The following is a 13,032-nucleotide window of genomic DNA, read 5'->3' as shown; positions in this document are numbered from 1 at the left end:
TCGACCTCCTCGTACCGCTGGAAGAAACACAGGGTTCATCGTGACGGCGGGTGCCGTCAAGCAGGTCGTGGCATCCCGTTGTGCTCGTAGCCGTGAGCTGCTTGCATGAGTAGCGACGCACGGGTCAGCGTGCGTTTCTCTGGACGGAACGGAGGTCGGGCATGGCCGACGTCGACCTGCTGGTCGCCGGGGCGGGCGGTGGCCTGGCCGGGGCGCTGCGCGCCTCCGAGCAGGGACTGTCCGTGGTGGTCGCGGAGGCGAACCCGCACTATCGGCGGGCCAACAACACCGCCATGTCGACCGCGATGATCCCCGGCCCGGGCAGCCGCTTCCAGCGCGCCGCGGGCGTCGAGGACTCCCCGGAGCGCTTCCTCGCCGACGTCGCGGCCAAGACCCACGGCGAGGCCGACCCGGTCGTCGCGGCGACCCTCGCGCACCTCGGGGCGGAGCTCGTCGAGTGGCTGGCCGACCACGTCGGGCTGCCGGTCGAGCTGGCCGCGGTCGACTACCCCGGCCACTCCGTGCGGCGCTGCCACACCGTGCCCGGCCACCACGGCTCGACGTTGCTGCGTGCGCTCGCCGACGCGGCGGAGGCGTCGTCGTCGATCGACCTGATGTGCCCGGCGCGGCTGACGGGGCTCTCGCCGGCGTCGAGCGAAGGGCACCTTCCGTCGAGTAGTTCGAGCGAAGGGCCCCTTCGCTCGGAGTGGCAGGTGACGCTGACCCGTCCCGACGGCGGGTCCGAGGAGCTGACGGCGTCCGCGGTGCTGCTCGCGACCAACGGCTACGGCGCCGCGCCGGACCTCGTCGCCCGACACCTGCCCGGGATCGCTGACGCGGCCTACCACGGCAGCGAGTACTCCACCGGCGACGCGCTGGCGCTGGCCGGCCCGCTGGGCGCGGCGTCCGGGTACCTCGACGCCTACCAGGGCCACGCCGGGCTCTCCGCCGCCGCGCGGACGCTCGTCACGTGGACCACCGTCATGAACGGCGCGATCGTGGTCGACGCCGACGGGCGCCGCTTCGGCGACGAGACCGTGGGCTACTCGGAGTACGCCGCGATGCTCGCCGCCCGGCCGGGCGCCCGCGGCTGGGCGGTGTTCGACGCCCGCATCGACGCGCTGACCCGGGAGTTCACCGACTACGTCGACGTCGTCGAGGCGGGGGCGGTGCGGCGCGGGGACTCGGTCGAGGAGCTCGCGGCGCGGATCGGCGTCGACGCGGCCGTGCTCGCCGCCGAGATCGCGGACGCCGCGGCCGTGGCCGGGGGTCGTCAGGAGGTCGACCGGGTCGGGCGGCGGTCGGTCGCCGCCCCGCTCGAGGCGCCCTACGCCGCCGTCGAGATCGTCCCGGCCCTGTTCCACACCCAGGGCGGGCTGCACGTCGACGCCGACGCCCGGGTCCTCGACGCCGCCGGGTCGCCGCTCGGCGGCCTCTACGCCTCCGGGGGCGCGGCGGTCGGCATGTCCGGCCACGGCGCTGCCGGCTACCTCGCGGGCAACGGCCTGCTCCCCGCCCTCGGCCTCGCGTACCGCGCCGCCGACCACTGCGCCTCGCAGGCATCCACCGTCAGAAAGGTTCACGCATGACGCACGACCTGATCCTCCGCAACGTCCGCGTCGTCCGGCCCGATGTCGAGGACGCGACCCTCGGCGACATCGCCGTCGACGACGGCCGGGTCACCGAGATCGGCCCGGACCTGGGCACGGACGCCCGCGAGGTCGTCGACGGGCACGGCCAGCTCGCCTTCCCCGGTGTTGTGGACGCCCACCAGCACTGGGGGATCTACAACCCGCTGGAGGAGGACACCGCGACCGAGAGCCGCGCGTGCGCGCAGGGCGGCGTCACGACCTCGCTGACCTACATGCGGACCGGCCAGTACTACCTGAACACCGGCGGCCCGTACTCCGAGTTCTTCCCGCGGGTGCTGGCGGCGTCCGACGGCCGCTCGCACGTCGACTACGCGTTCCACCTGGCGCCGATGTCGGCCGGGCACATCGACGAGATCCCGACGCTGGTCGACGAGCACGGCGTCACGTCGTTCAAGATCTTCATGTTCTATGGCAGCCACGGGCTGCACGGGCGCTCGAACGCCCAGAACGACTTCCTCATGATCCCCGAGGGCGAGCGCTACGACATCGCGCACTTCGAGTTCGTCATGCGCGGCATCCAACGGGCCCGCGAGGCCCGCCCGGACATCGCCGACGCCATCTCGCTGTCGCTGCACTGCGAGACCGCGGAGATCATGACGGCGTACACGAAGATCGTCGAGCAGGAGGGCACGCTCTCCGGGCTGGAGGCCTACAGCGCCTCGCGGCCGCCGCACTCCGAGGGGCTCGCCGTCACGATCGCCTCGTACCTCGCGCACGAGACCGGGCTCCCGACGATCAACCTGCTGCACCTGTCGTCGGCCAAGGCGCTCGAGGCCGCGATGCTGATGGCACAGACCTTCCCGCACGTGGACTTCCGCCGGGAGGTCACCGTCGGGCACCTGCTCGCCGACATCCACACCGCGGACGGCGTGGGCGGCAAGGTCAACCCGCCGCTGCGTCCGCGCGAGGACGTCGAGGCGCTGTGGCGGCACGTGCTGGCGGGCGACGTGTCGTGGGTCGTGTCCGACCACGCGTGCTGCAAGGAGGCGACGAAGTTCGGCGACGACCACGAGGACGTGTTCGCGGCCAAGTCCGGCTTCGGCGGCACGGAGTACCTGCTGCCCGGCCTCGTGGGGGAGGGCCTGAAGCGGGGCCTGCCGCTGTCGCGGATCGCCGAGCTGACCTCGACGGCGCCGGCGCAGCGCTTCGGGCTGGGCGCCACCAAGGGTGACCTCGCGCCCGGCTTCGACGCCGACATCGCGCTGGTGGACCCGGACCGGTCGTGGGTCGTCGACCCGGCCGACTCGGAGTCGACGCAGGAGTACACGCCGTTCCGCGGCCTGGAGATCGGGTCGACGGTGACGCGGACGTTCCTGCGGGGCCGCACCGTGTTCGCCGACGGCAAGGTCGTCGGCGAGCCGGCGGGGCGGTTCCTGAGGAGGCCTTCGGCCTCGTGAGTACTTTTCCGTGCCAGGACACGGACAAGTACTCACGGGCGCGGAGCGCACATGGTGATGGAGGGCGGCGGGCGCTACAACGCCCACGCGTCGGCGCAGGCCGCCTCGGCGACGTTCGCGCTCGACCTGATCCGGGAGGCGGCGCGGACCGCGCCGCCCGGGCCGGACGGGACGGTCACCGTGGTCGACTACGGCGCCTCCGAGGGCCGGAACTCGCTGGCTCCGATGGGCGCCGTCGTCGAGACCCTGCGGGAGACCCACGGCGAGGGTCGGCCGGTCTGGGTGGTCCACACCGACCTGCCGGACAACGACTTCACCTCGCTCTTCCGCCTCGTCGTCGAGGACCCCGCGGGCTACCGGCGGCCCGGCGTCTACACGGCGGCGGTCGGGCGGTCGTTCTACGAGCAGCTGCTCCCGTCCGGCTCGGTCGGGCTCGGGTGGAGCTCGATCGCGGTGCACTGGCTGCGCGCGGTCCCGGGACCCCTGGACGGGTTCTGGCCGACCGTCGCGAGCGGGGAGCAGGCCGCGACGTGGGCGCGCGCCGCGGCCGCGGACTGGGAGGCGTTCCTGACGGCGAGGGCGGCCGAGCTGCGGCCGGGGGCGCGGCTCGTGGTCGTCTCCGGCGCCGCTCCTGACGGCCCGGTGCGGCGCTCGGGCGCGGAGCGCGTCATGGAGGAGGTCGCCCGCGGCCTCGCGGCCCTCGTCGAGCGCGGGGTGCTCTCCGGGGCGGAGCGGGACGCGATGGTGATCCCGGCGTGGTACCGCACGGAGGCGGAGTGGCGGGCCCCGGTCTCCGAGGAGCTCGTGCTCGAGCGGTTCGAGACCGTGGAGCTGGGCGACCCGCTCTGGGAGCAGAGCAGCGGCGGGGACTACGCGCAGGCGGTCGCCGCCGCGATCCGCGTGTCGTTCGGCCCGTCGCTGCTGCAGGGGCTGGAACCGCAGCGGCGGAAGACCGTGGCGACCGCCCTGTTCGACGACCACCTGGCCCGGGCGATCGCCACGGCGCCGCCCGGGCCGTGGTTCGAGTGGCGCCTGGCCGTGATGTGCTTCGCTCGTGAGCAGTCGTGAGTAGCCGTACTCACGAGGGCGGTCCGCGCCTGTGACACGGTGGGGCCCGTGTCTTCCTCCGACGACATCGCGCGGGCGCGGGACCTGATCGCGGGCGCGCAGCGCATCACCGTGCTGACCGGCGCCGGCGTCTCCACCGACTCGGGCATCCCCGACTTCCGCGGGCCGCAGGGGGTGTGGACCAAGAACCCGGCGGCCGAGCTGATCTGGAACTTCGACAACTACCGTGCCGATCCCGAGGTCCGGCGGGCCGCGTGGCAGGACCGGGTCGAGCACCCGATGTTCACCGCCCGCCCGGGTCGGGCGCACGAGGCGCTGGCGGCGCTCGAGCGCTCCGGCAAGCTCGTCGCCCTGCTCACGCAGAACATCGACGAGCTGCACCAGGCCGCGGGCTCGTCGGCGGAATCGGTCGTCGAGCTGCACGGCACGAACCACCACACGGTGTGCCTGACCTGCGGTGCGGTCGCGCCGATGGCCGACGCGCTCGAGCGGGTACGCGCCGGTGACGACGACCCGGAGTGCGAGCGCTGCGGCGGCGTCCTCAAGGCGACGACGATCATGTTCGGCGAGATGCTCGACGTCGACGTGCTCTCCCGGGCCCGCGACGCGGCGCTCGGCTGCGACCTCTTCCTCGCCGTCGGCACCTCGCTCGGGGTGCACCCGGCCGCCGGCCTGGTCGACCTCGCGTCGGCCGCCGGCGCGGACGTCGTCATCGTCAATGCGGAGCCCACCCCGTACGACCGCCTCGCCGCCGTCGTCCTGCGCGACGGCATCTCCGAGGTCCTGCCCGCGATCGTGCCCGGCTGATGGGTCGGTTCGAGCGTTCCCGACGACGGGTCGCGGAGTCCGCCGAGGTCCGCCGGCTCGTGCGGACGCTGGCGCACTACCGCGACCGCGACGGCAACCACCACGCGGCGGCGCTCACCTTCTTCACCCTGCTCGCGCTCGTCCCGTTGCTGATGCTGGCGGTGTCCGTGGCCGGGTTCGTGCTGGCCGCCGACGGGGAGGTCCTCGCCCAGCTCGACGCGGCCCTCGCGCTCGCCCTGCCCGCAGGGGCCTCCGGTGCCGTGGGCGGGGTGGTGCACACCGTGGTCGCCGAGCGCGGGAGCCTCGGCGTCGTCGCGCTCGCGGTCGCCCTGTTCTCCGGCTGGAGCTGGATCTCGCACGTCCGCGACTCGGTGACGGCGGTGCTCGGCCAGCCCCGTCCGCGGGGCCGGCTGCTGCGCACGGTCGCGTCCGACGTGCTGACGCTGCTGGGGATCGGCCTCGCGCTGGTCCTGTCGTTCACGTCCGCGGCGCTGACCGGACGGATCGGCACGCGGGTGCTGGACCTGGTCGGCCTGTCCGGCACCGTCGGTGCGCGGGTGGTCCTGACGGCGGGTTCGCTCGTGCTGGGGCTGCTGGCGAACTGGGTCGTGGTCGGGTGGTGCCTCGCGAAGCTGCCGCGGGCCCGGCGCCCGATCGGCGAGGTGCTCGTGCCGGCGGCGGTCGGCGCCCTCGGGCTGGCCCTGCTCCAGCAGCTCGGCGGGCTGTACCTGAGGCTGATCGTGCACTCGCCCGCCGTCGCGACCCTGGGCGCGCTGGTCGGCCTGCTGCTGTTCGTCTACACGCTGATGCGCTGGCTGCTGCTCGTGACGGTCTGGAGCGCGACCTCCGCGGGCGAGGCGGAACCGCTCGCGGTCGGCGGCGTGCGCGCGGCGAGCGGGACGCTGGCCGTCGGCGCCTCGGCGGGGACGCTGGTGAAGGTGCTCCGCTCGTGAGTACTTGTGGCGGTCATGGCCGCCACAAGTACTCACGAGGCGAAGCCACCTTGCGTTCGAGTGCGCTCGAAGGCATAGCGTCGGGGACGTGCCAGGATCGATCCTCGGAACGTCCGTCCGCCGCGTCGAGGACCCGGAGCTGATCCGGGGCCACGCCACCTACGTCGACAACATCGTCCCGCCCGGAGCGCTGCACGTGGTGTTCGTGCGGTCCCCGCTGGCGCACGCCCGGCTGGAGTCGGTCGACGCCACGAAGGCTCGCGAGGCGCCCGGCGTCGTCGCGGTGCTCACCGGCGACGACCTCGCGGACGTGCCCGACCACCGCCCGTTCATGGTCCTCAACGACGCCTGCGCGCGGCCGCTGCTCGCCCGCGGCAAGGTGCGCTTCGTCGGCGACATGGTCGCCGCGGTCGTCGCCACCACCACCGCGGAGGCGGTCGACGCCGCCGAGCTCGTCGAGGTCGACTACGACCCGCTCGAGCCCGTCGTCGACCCCGAGGCCGCCCTCGCCGACGACGCGCCGCTGCAGTTCGAGGACCTCGGCTCCAACCTCGCGGCCGGCTTCCGCGACCCCGACGACGTCCGCCCCCTCGACGGCGCCGACGCCGTCGTCCGCGCGCGCCTGGTCAACCAGCGCCTCGCCGTCGCGCCGATGGAGGGCAACGCCGTCACCGCGACGCCGGGCGGGGACGACCAGCCCCACGACATGACCGTCCACGTCTCCACCCAGATGCCGCACGGGCTGCGCGGGCAGGTGGCCCAGCAGTGGGGCTGGGACCTCGAGCGGGTGCGGGTCGTCGCGCCGCACGTCGGCGGCGGGTTCGGCGGCAAGGCCGGGATGGCGCCGGAGCACGCGGTCGTCATCGAGACCGCGCGGCGCCTCGGCCGGGTCGTGACCTGGACCGAGACCCGCAGCGAGAACCTCACCGCGATGCCGCACGGCCGCGGGCAGGTGCAGTACGCCGAGCTGGGACTGCGCCGCGACGGGACGATCGTCGGGCTGCACGCGCGGGTCGTCGGGGACGCCGGGGCGTACGCCGGGTTCGGCGGCGCGCTCGCCCTCGGACCCACCCGCAACATGGCGCAGGGCGTCTACCGCATCCCGACGATCGCCTACGACGCGGCCGCGGTCCTCACGACGACGACGCCGATGGGCGCCTTCCGCGGGGCCGGTCGCCCGGAGGCGGCGGCGATGCTCGAGCGGATGATGGACCTGGCCGCGGCCGAGCTGGACCTCGACCCGGCCGAGATCCGCCGGCGGAACTTCCTCGCGCCGGAGGACTTCCCGCTGACCACCGTCACCGGTTCGCTCTACGACTCCGGCGAGTACGCGAAGGCGCTGGACAAGGCCCTGGAGCTCGCCGGGTACGACGAGCTGCGGGCCGAGCAGGCCCGCCGTCGGGATCGGGAGGACCGCGTCGTGCTCGGCGTCGGCCTCGCGGTCTACGTCGAGGTCACCGCGGGCGGCGGCGGCGCGGAGTACGGGAAGGTCTCCGTCGACGACGACGGCGGGGCGACGGTCTCGGTCGGCACCTCCGCGCACGGCCAGGGGCACGCGACGTCGTTCGCGATGATCGTCACCGACCGGCTCGGCATCCCGATGGACCAGGTGCGGTTCGTGCAGTCGGACACCGCGGTCGTGCCGCGGGGCGGCGGCACGGGCGGGTCCCGGTCGCTGCAGCTGGCCGGGTCGAGCGTGCTGGTCGCCGCGGACACCGTGCTGGAGCGGGCCCGCGAGGTGGTGGCGAGCGCGCTGGAGGCCTCGCCCGACGACGTCGTGGTCGACGACGACGGCCGGCTCGGCGTCGCCGGGGTGCCCGACCGGTCGATGTCCTGGCGCGAGGTCGCGGTGGCCGCCCACGAGCAGGGCGTCGAGCTCGCCGAGATCCGCGACGAGTCACAGCAGGGCGCGACCTACCCCTTCGGCGCGCACGTGAGCGTCGTCGAGGTCGACCTGGACACCGGCCGGGTCACGCCCGTCCGCCACGTCGCGGTCGACGACTGCGGGCGGGTGCTCAACCCGACGCTGGTCGCGGGCCAGCAGCACGGCGGGCTCGCCCAGGGCATCTCGCAGGCGCTGTGGGAGGGCTTCTCCTACGACGAGGACGGCAACCCGACGACCGGCTCCTTCGCGGCCTACCTGTTGCCGACCGCCGCGGAGGTCCCGCCGTTCGAGGCCGCGACCACCGAGACCCCGACCCCCTACAACCCGCTGGGCGCCAAGGGCATCGGCGAGGCGGCCACCGTCGGGTCGACGCCGGCCGTGCAGAACGCCGTCGTGGACGCCCTCGCCCACCTCGGTGTGCGCCACGTCGACATGCCGCTGACCCCGGACCGGGTCTGGCGGACCGTCCGGGACGCCGAGGCGGGGACGGTCACCGACCCGTGGTCCGAGCCTCCGGCCTTCTTCACGACGCTGCCGGTGCGCGGCTCGTCCGGGGACCCGGAGGCGGCGTCGGTGGACGTGTAGGCACCGGTCGTGCCGATCGCCCCCGCGACACGGGGGCGATCGGTCACGCTGGCGGGCGTGGACGGAGCGGAGCACGCCGAGCTGGAGCGCGTGCGCCGCGCCGCCGCCGACGAGCTGGCGGGCCTCGTCCTCGACGGGATCGTTCCGCTGGTCAACCGTCAGCGCCTGCTGGCCGCGGGCCGGCTGGGGCTGACGGCGCACGAGTTCGCCTGCCTCGACCTCCTGCGCGTGTCGGGTCCGCTCACCACGGACCTGCTCTCGGCGCGGACCGGCCTCACCCGCGGTGCGCTGTCGAAGATGCTGCGGCGGCTCGAGTCCGAGGGACACGTCGAACGGTCGCCGGACCGCACGCACGTCCAGCGGGTCGTGGTGACGCTCGTGCCGCACCAGGACCGGGACGACGAGGAGTTCCGGCTCCGTCTCCTCGTCCGCGCGGCCATGATGAACGCCGCCCGGGAGGCCCGGTTGGAGCGTCGCCCGGCGCTGGGCGACGCGGTCGTCATCGTGCGGATCCTCGTCGAATGCCTGCACCGGGCGGGCGTCGACGTGAGTGGGCGGCTGCGGGCGCACCGGCTGCACGCGCAGCGACAGCGGCAGGGACCGTCCGTGATCGACTGACCCGCTGCTGTCGCGGAGGGTGAGGTCGGGTCTGGCACCGCGCCGGAGAACCGGTTCCGGTGGAATCGGTTCTCGCGCGGGGTGCGGGACCGGGGATCGCGGCGCGTGACCGCCATGGTCACGGAGCGGCGCCGACCAGCACCTTCAGATCGCTGAACAGCTCCGCCCGGCTCTCGGAGCCCAGCCGACGCCGGATGCGGGACACGTGGTGCTCCACGGTCTTCGTGGACAGGAAGAGCCGCCCGGCGATCTCGCGGTAGGTCATGCCCTCGAGCACGAGCTCGGCGATGTCGCGCTCGCGGTCGGTCAGCTGGGCCTCCTCGCGGCGGGCGCGCGTGACCGCGGTCGCCCGCGCCGCCCCGGCGTCGGGCACCGGCGTGGGGCCGGGCGCCGTGGGGGTGCGCGCCGCCGTCGTCGAGCGGGCGCACGCGAGCAGGGCCGCGGAGTCCGCGCGGTCCGTGGTGCGGATCGCGGCCTCGCCGGCCAGGCGGGCGCCGTCGCGGGCCAGGCCGACCGCGCGCAGAGCGGTCGCGGCCGCGGTCACCGCGTCCGCGTCGACGTCGCCCGCGAGCACGGCGAGCCAGACGTGGGCCGCGCGGGCCGGGGCGACGGCACGGTCGTTGGTGGCGGCCGCGGCGTCGAGGGCGGCAGCGTGGGCGCCCGCAGCGGTGCGGTCGTCCGCGGTGATGGCGGCCTGCAGCCGGGCCCAGTGCCACGCGGTCGACCACGACGGCGGGTCGCCGAGGGCCGCGAGCAGGGTGCCGGCCTCGGCGAGGTGCGGTTCGACCCAGCGGTCCTCGCCGAGCCGGGCGGCCGCGATCGCCAGCTCGCCGACGGGCAGCAGGCAGTACAGGTCGACGGGGTGGCGCAGCAGGGCCTGCCGCGCCCGCGCCCAGAGCTCCAGCAGCCGACGGGTGTCGCCGTCGCGCCGGGCGAGGGCGACCTCGCACGCGACGGCCACCAGCTCGTCGCGGGGCTCGGGAGCACCGGGCTGGTCGTCGGCGGCGGTCAGGGCGGCGCGGGCCGCGGGCTCGTCGTCGCGCAGCGTGGCCGACCACGCCCGCAGCACCAGGTGGCGTCGGCGCAGGGCCGGGCCGCCGAGGTCGGTGTCGACGGCGAGGTCCAGCAGCGGCTCGGCCAGTTCGGGCTCGCCCCGGTGCAGGGCGAGCAGCGCGCCGAGGGCGGCGGGGGAGTCTGCGAGCGGGGTGCGCTCGGCGGTCGCGGCGAGCGACGTCGTCGCGCGGACCAGCAGGGACAGGGACGTGCCCGCCGAGCCGTCGCGCCCGTCGACCGAGGCGAGCAGACCCTCCGCGACCAGCGCCTCCGCCCCGCCGCGCAGCCCCGGCAGGGCGTCGGACCGGCCGGCGACCGCCGCGCGGGCCTCGTCGAGCGCGCCCGTGCCCAGCAGGCTGAGCACGGCGTCGGGCGCGGTGCCGGGGCCCTGGCGCGCGAGCCAGCGGTGCACCTCCGCCGCCCGCGCCAGCAGCCCGCGCTGCGGCAGCACCGCCGCGAGCACCCGGGCGCCGAGCACCCGGCCCTCGTCGTCGCCGGTGCGCAGGGCGGCGTCCGCGAGCCGCAGCGCGGTGCCGAGGTCGCCGGCCAGCGCGGCCCGGGCGGCGGCGTCGGCGTCTCCGGCGTCAAGGTCCGTCACGAGGCGCCCGACGACGGGGCGGTGGTGCCGGTGGCCGCGGGGGTCTCCGTCCCGGCGGCGATCGGCGTCTCGGCGGCGGTCGGGGCGGCCGAGGGCGCCTGGGCGACGGGCTCGGTCGGCACGGAGGTCGCGGCGGGCAGCTCGGCGGGCGTCGAGACCGGCGCGGGGGCAGCGGGCGCAGCGGGAGCCGCGGCGGCCGGGGCCACCGGCGCGGGGCGGAGCTGCTGGGCGGCCGGGGTCCGGGAGGCGCGGGTCGACGACGGGGCGGTCCGGCGGGTGGTCGTGTCCTCGGAGGAACCGCTCCCGGAGGACCCGCCCGACGATCCCGACGAGGTCTCGGGCTCGGGTGCGGACGTGGGCGCCGGAGCGCTCGCGGCCGGTGGCGGAGGCGCCGCCGCGGGCGGGGGAGGGCCGGCGGACGCCGGGGCGGTGGTGGTCGGCGCCGGGGTCTGGGTGCTGGTCCGGGAGGTGGTCAGTCCGGCGATCGGCACGGTCGCGGCGACGGCGGCGAGGGCGAGGATCACCAGGACCACGACGATCCAGTGGCGGTGGCGGGAGAACACCCCGCGCGGGGCGAGCTCGCCGATCGGGGCGGCGCCGGTCGCGATCGGCGGGCGCGGCACGTCATCGTCGCCGATGGTCCGGGGGCGCTCCATGAGCGCGGTCGATCCACGTCGGGGTTGCTCGGCGGTCTCGCCGGTGTCGGCCGACACGGTCGAGGCGGGCCCCCAGCCGGTGTCGTCGCGCTCGGCGGGAACCGTGCCGGTCGCCGGCTCCGCCCGCGACCGGCTCCGGGCCGCCGACGCGCCCACGGCCACCGCAGCCGCCATCGCCGCACCCGCCGCGTGCCGGCCGGCGTCGGCCTCGACGTGCTCTGCGGCGGGGTGGCGGCGCCCGGTGTCGAGCCGGCGCCGTTCCCGCACGTCGGCGGCGGTGGCGGCGAACGACGCGTCCGGTGCCTCCGCGCCCGCGGCGACGGCGGCCAGGCGCGCGGCGACCGTCGGGAAGGAGCCGGACGCGGGTCGCGCCGTCGGGAAGGAGCCCGAGGCCGGTCCCGTCGTCGGGAGGACGGGGTCCTGGCGGTGGGACGCCGCGTGCTCGGCGGCGGCGAGGGCCGCGCCCTGGGCGACGATCGTGACCGGGTCCAGCTCCGGGCGCACCGGGCGGCCGAGCTCCTCGGCGAGCAGGCGCGCGACCAGCGGGATGCGGGAGGAGCCGCCGACGAGGACGACCTGGTCGGGGGTCGCGCCCGCGGCCTCGAGCGTGCCGGCGAAGGCGTCGACGGTCGCGGCGACGAGCGGGGTGATGCGGGCCTCGAGGTCGGCGCGGGTGATGCGCACGGTCGTCGAGAGCGGGCCGACCGCGACCGGGACGTCGGCCTCGGTGTCGGCGGACAGGCGCTCCTTCGCGGCGCGGGCGGCGTCCCGCAGCCCGGCCAGGGCTGCGCGGTGCGCGTCGTCGTCGAGCCCGGCGAGCGCGGTGTCGAGGTCCTCCGCGAGCTCCTCGCGGACGTGGGCCAGCACGGCGGCGTCGACGTCCGTGCCCCCGGCGCGCACGGGGGCGCCGGAGTCGGCGAGGACCTCGGTGGTCGTGGTCCCGGGGGCGGCGGCCGCGCCCTCGGCGCCGGAGATCACGATGCCCCGGCGCCCACGTCGCACGACGGCGGCCCGGAAGCGGCGGCCCCCGAGGTCGTAGACCGCGGCGACCCGGCCCGCGCGCAGCCCGCCGAACGTCGAGGCCGCGAGCACGGCGGCCCGGGACTCGCCGACCAGCGTCGCGTGCCCGAGCCCGACGCGGACGAGCGCCCGGCGCAGCGTCCGCTCCCGGTGGTCGCCCCACCCGGAGGGCCGGGAGACGGCGAGCGAGCGGGCCGCGCCCCCCTCGCCCGCCGCGACCCGGCGGACCGCCGCGAGCACCAGCTCGGCCGCCACGTCGTCCGCGCGCCACGGCTCGTCGCCGACGACCAGGGGGACGTCGTCGCCGAGGCGGGCCGTCACGTCGCGGACGACGCGATCGGGTTCTCCGGCGGCGCGGTGCTCGGCGTCCGCGCCGGTGCGCACGACGCCGTCGGTGCCGCGGTGGGCGGTGGCGGGCATGACGAGCGCGCCGTCCGGCCCCAGCGGCACGACCTCCGCCTGCGCCCGGCCGTCCCGCAGGACCGCCGCGACGACCGTCGTGCCTCCCAGGTCGACCCCGAGGTCGTAACCCACCGTGCTCCCCCCATCGCTCGGTTGACCGCACATCAGCGCTCGCCCGTCAAGCGCAACATACTGCGCCGAACGGAGGAAGCAGAGTCACAGTTGAGGGCTCACCACCCGAGTGGGCGTCGAGAGTCGGGTGAACGGTGGGGCTGGTGGGACGAGTGGGAGTCGACCCCCGGGGGCGGCGGGGTGGGGGTGGTCGGATCCCCCTCCTC

The 13,032-nt window shown here is 76.1% G+C and carries 9 protein-coding genes; 7 read left to right on the top strand and 2 right to left on the bottom strand.

All coding sequences use genetic code 11. The annotated features are described in order from the left end of the window. The first annotated feature begins 161 nt into the window (after positions 1-161). The 7 genes from WCD74_RS02845 to WCD74_RS02815 all read left to right on the top strand — a co-directional run bounded on the left by WCD74_RS02845 (position 162) and on the right by WCD74_RS02815 (position 8,965). Positions 162-1,589, top strand: a complete 1,428-nt coding sequence (locus WCD74_RS02845) for an FAD-dependent oxidoreductase (RefSeq protein ID WP_337693298.1) — start codon at positions 162-164, stop codon at positions 1,587-1,589. After that, entirely contained in the window at positions 1,586-3,049 is a 1,464-nt protein-coding gene (locus WCD74_RS02840) for a dihydroorotase (protein WP_337693297.1), read from the top strand. Before WCD74_RS02845 ends, WCD74_RS02840 begins: the two co-directional genes overlap by 4 nt. 51 nt (positions 3,050-3,100) lie before the next feature. Beyond that, positions 3,101-4,117, top strand: coding sequence for a class I SAM-dependent methyltransferase (locus WCD74_RS02835; RefSeq protein WP_337693296.1), 1,017 nt, complete (start codon positions 3,101-3,103; stop codon positions 4,115-4,117). Between the two features lie 48 nt (positions 4,118-4,165). Further along, entirely contained in the window at positions 4,166-4,924 is a 759-nt protein-coding gene (locus WCD74_RS02830) for an SIR2 family NAD-dependent protein deacylase (protein ID WP_337693295.1), read from the top strand. Next, on the top strand, positions 4,924-5,877 hold the full coding sequence (locus WCD74_RS02825) for a YihY/virulence factor BrkB family protein (protein WP_337693294.1): 954 nt from the start codon (positions 4,924-4,926) through the stop codon (positions 5,875-5,877). Before WCD74_RS02830 ends, WCD74_RS02825 begins: the two co-directional genes overlap by 1 nt. Before the next feature lie 88 nt (positions 5,878-5,965). Beyond that, on the top strand, positions 5,966-8,347 hold the full coding sequence (locus WCD74_RS02820; protein WP_337693293.1) for a xanthine dehydrogenase family protein molybdopterin-binding subunit: 2,382 nt from the start codon (positions 5,966-5,968) through the stop codon (positions 8,345-8,347). 57 nt (positions 8,348-8,404) lie between these two features. Next, entirely contained in the window at positions 8,405-8,965 is a 561-nt protein-coding gene (locus WCD74_RS02815) for a MarR family transcriptional regulator (protein WP_337693292.1), read from the top strand. Positions 8,966-9,083: 118 nt separating this feature from the next. On the opposite strand, the gene WCD74_RS02810 is transcribed toward WCD74_RS02815, so the two are convergent. Together WCD74_RS02810 and WCD74_RS02805 are read right to left on the bottom strand one after the other, a co-directional pair. Then, positions 9,084-10,616: a LuxR C-terminal-related transcriptional regulator gene (locus WCD74_RS02810; RefSeq protein WP_337693291.1), complete on the bottom strand. Its 1,533-nt coding sequence runs from the start codon at positions 10,614-10,616 to the stop codon at positions 9,084-9,086. Then, positions 10,613-12,826 carry an Hsp70 family protein gene (locus WCD74_RS02805; RefSeq protein ID WP_337693290.1) on the bottom strand — a complete coding sequence of 738 codons (2,214 nt, stop codon included), beginning with the start codon at positions 12,824-12,826 and terminating at the stop codon, positions 10,613-10,615. The genes WCD74_RS02810 and WCD74_RS02805 overlap by 4 nt, the downstream gene beginning before the upstream one ends. Positions 12,827-13,032: the final 206 nt, after the last annotated feature.

The sequence above is a fragment of the Actinomycetospora aurantiaca genome, assembly GCF_037401875.1.
GTDB classification, from domain to species: Bacteria; Actinomycetota; Actinomycetes; order Mycobacteriales; family Pseudonocardiaceae; genus Actinomycetospora; species Actinomycetospora aurantiaca.
Note: the sequence above shows the minus strand (reverse complement) of the source record. Positions and strands in the feature narration are given on the sequence as shown.

What these genes read in the sequence shown, in the direction of transcription:
- WCD74_RS02835 (WP_337693296.1), top strand. Translation starts at nt 3,101, where the DNA reads ATGGTGATGGAGGGCGGCGGGCGCTACAACGCCCACGCGTCGGCGCAG.
- WCD74_RS02825 (WP_337693294.1), top strand. Translation starts at nt 4,924, where the DNA reads ATGGGTCGGTTCGAGCGTTCCCGACGACGGGTCGCGGAGTCCGCCGAG.
- WCD74_RS02845 (WP_337693298.1), top strand. Translation starts at nt 162, where the DNA reads ATGGCCGACGTCGACCTGCTGGTCGCCGGGGCGGGCGGTGGCCTGGCC.
- WCD74_RS02840 (WP_337693297.1), top strand. Translation starts at nt 1,586, where the DNA reads ATGACGCACGACCTGATCCTCCGCAACGTCCGCGTCGTCCGGCCCGAT.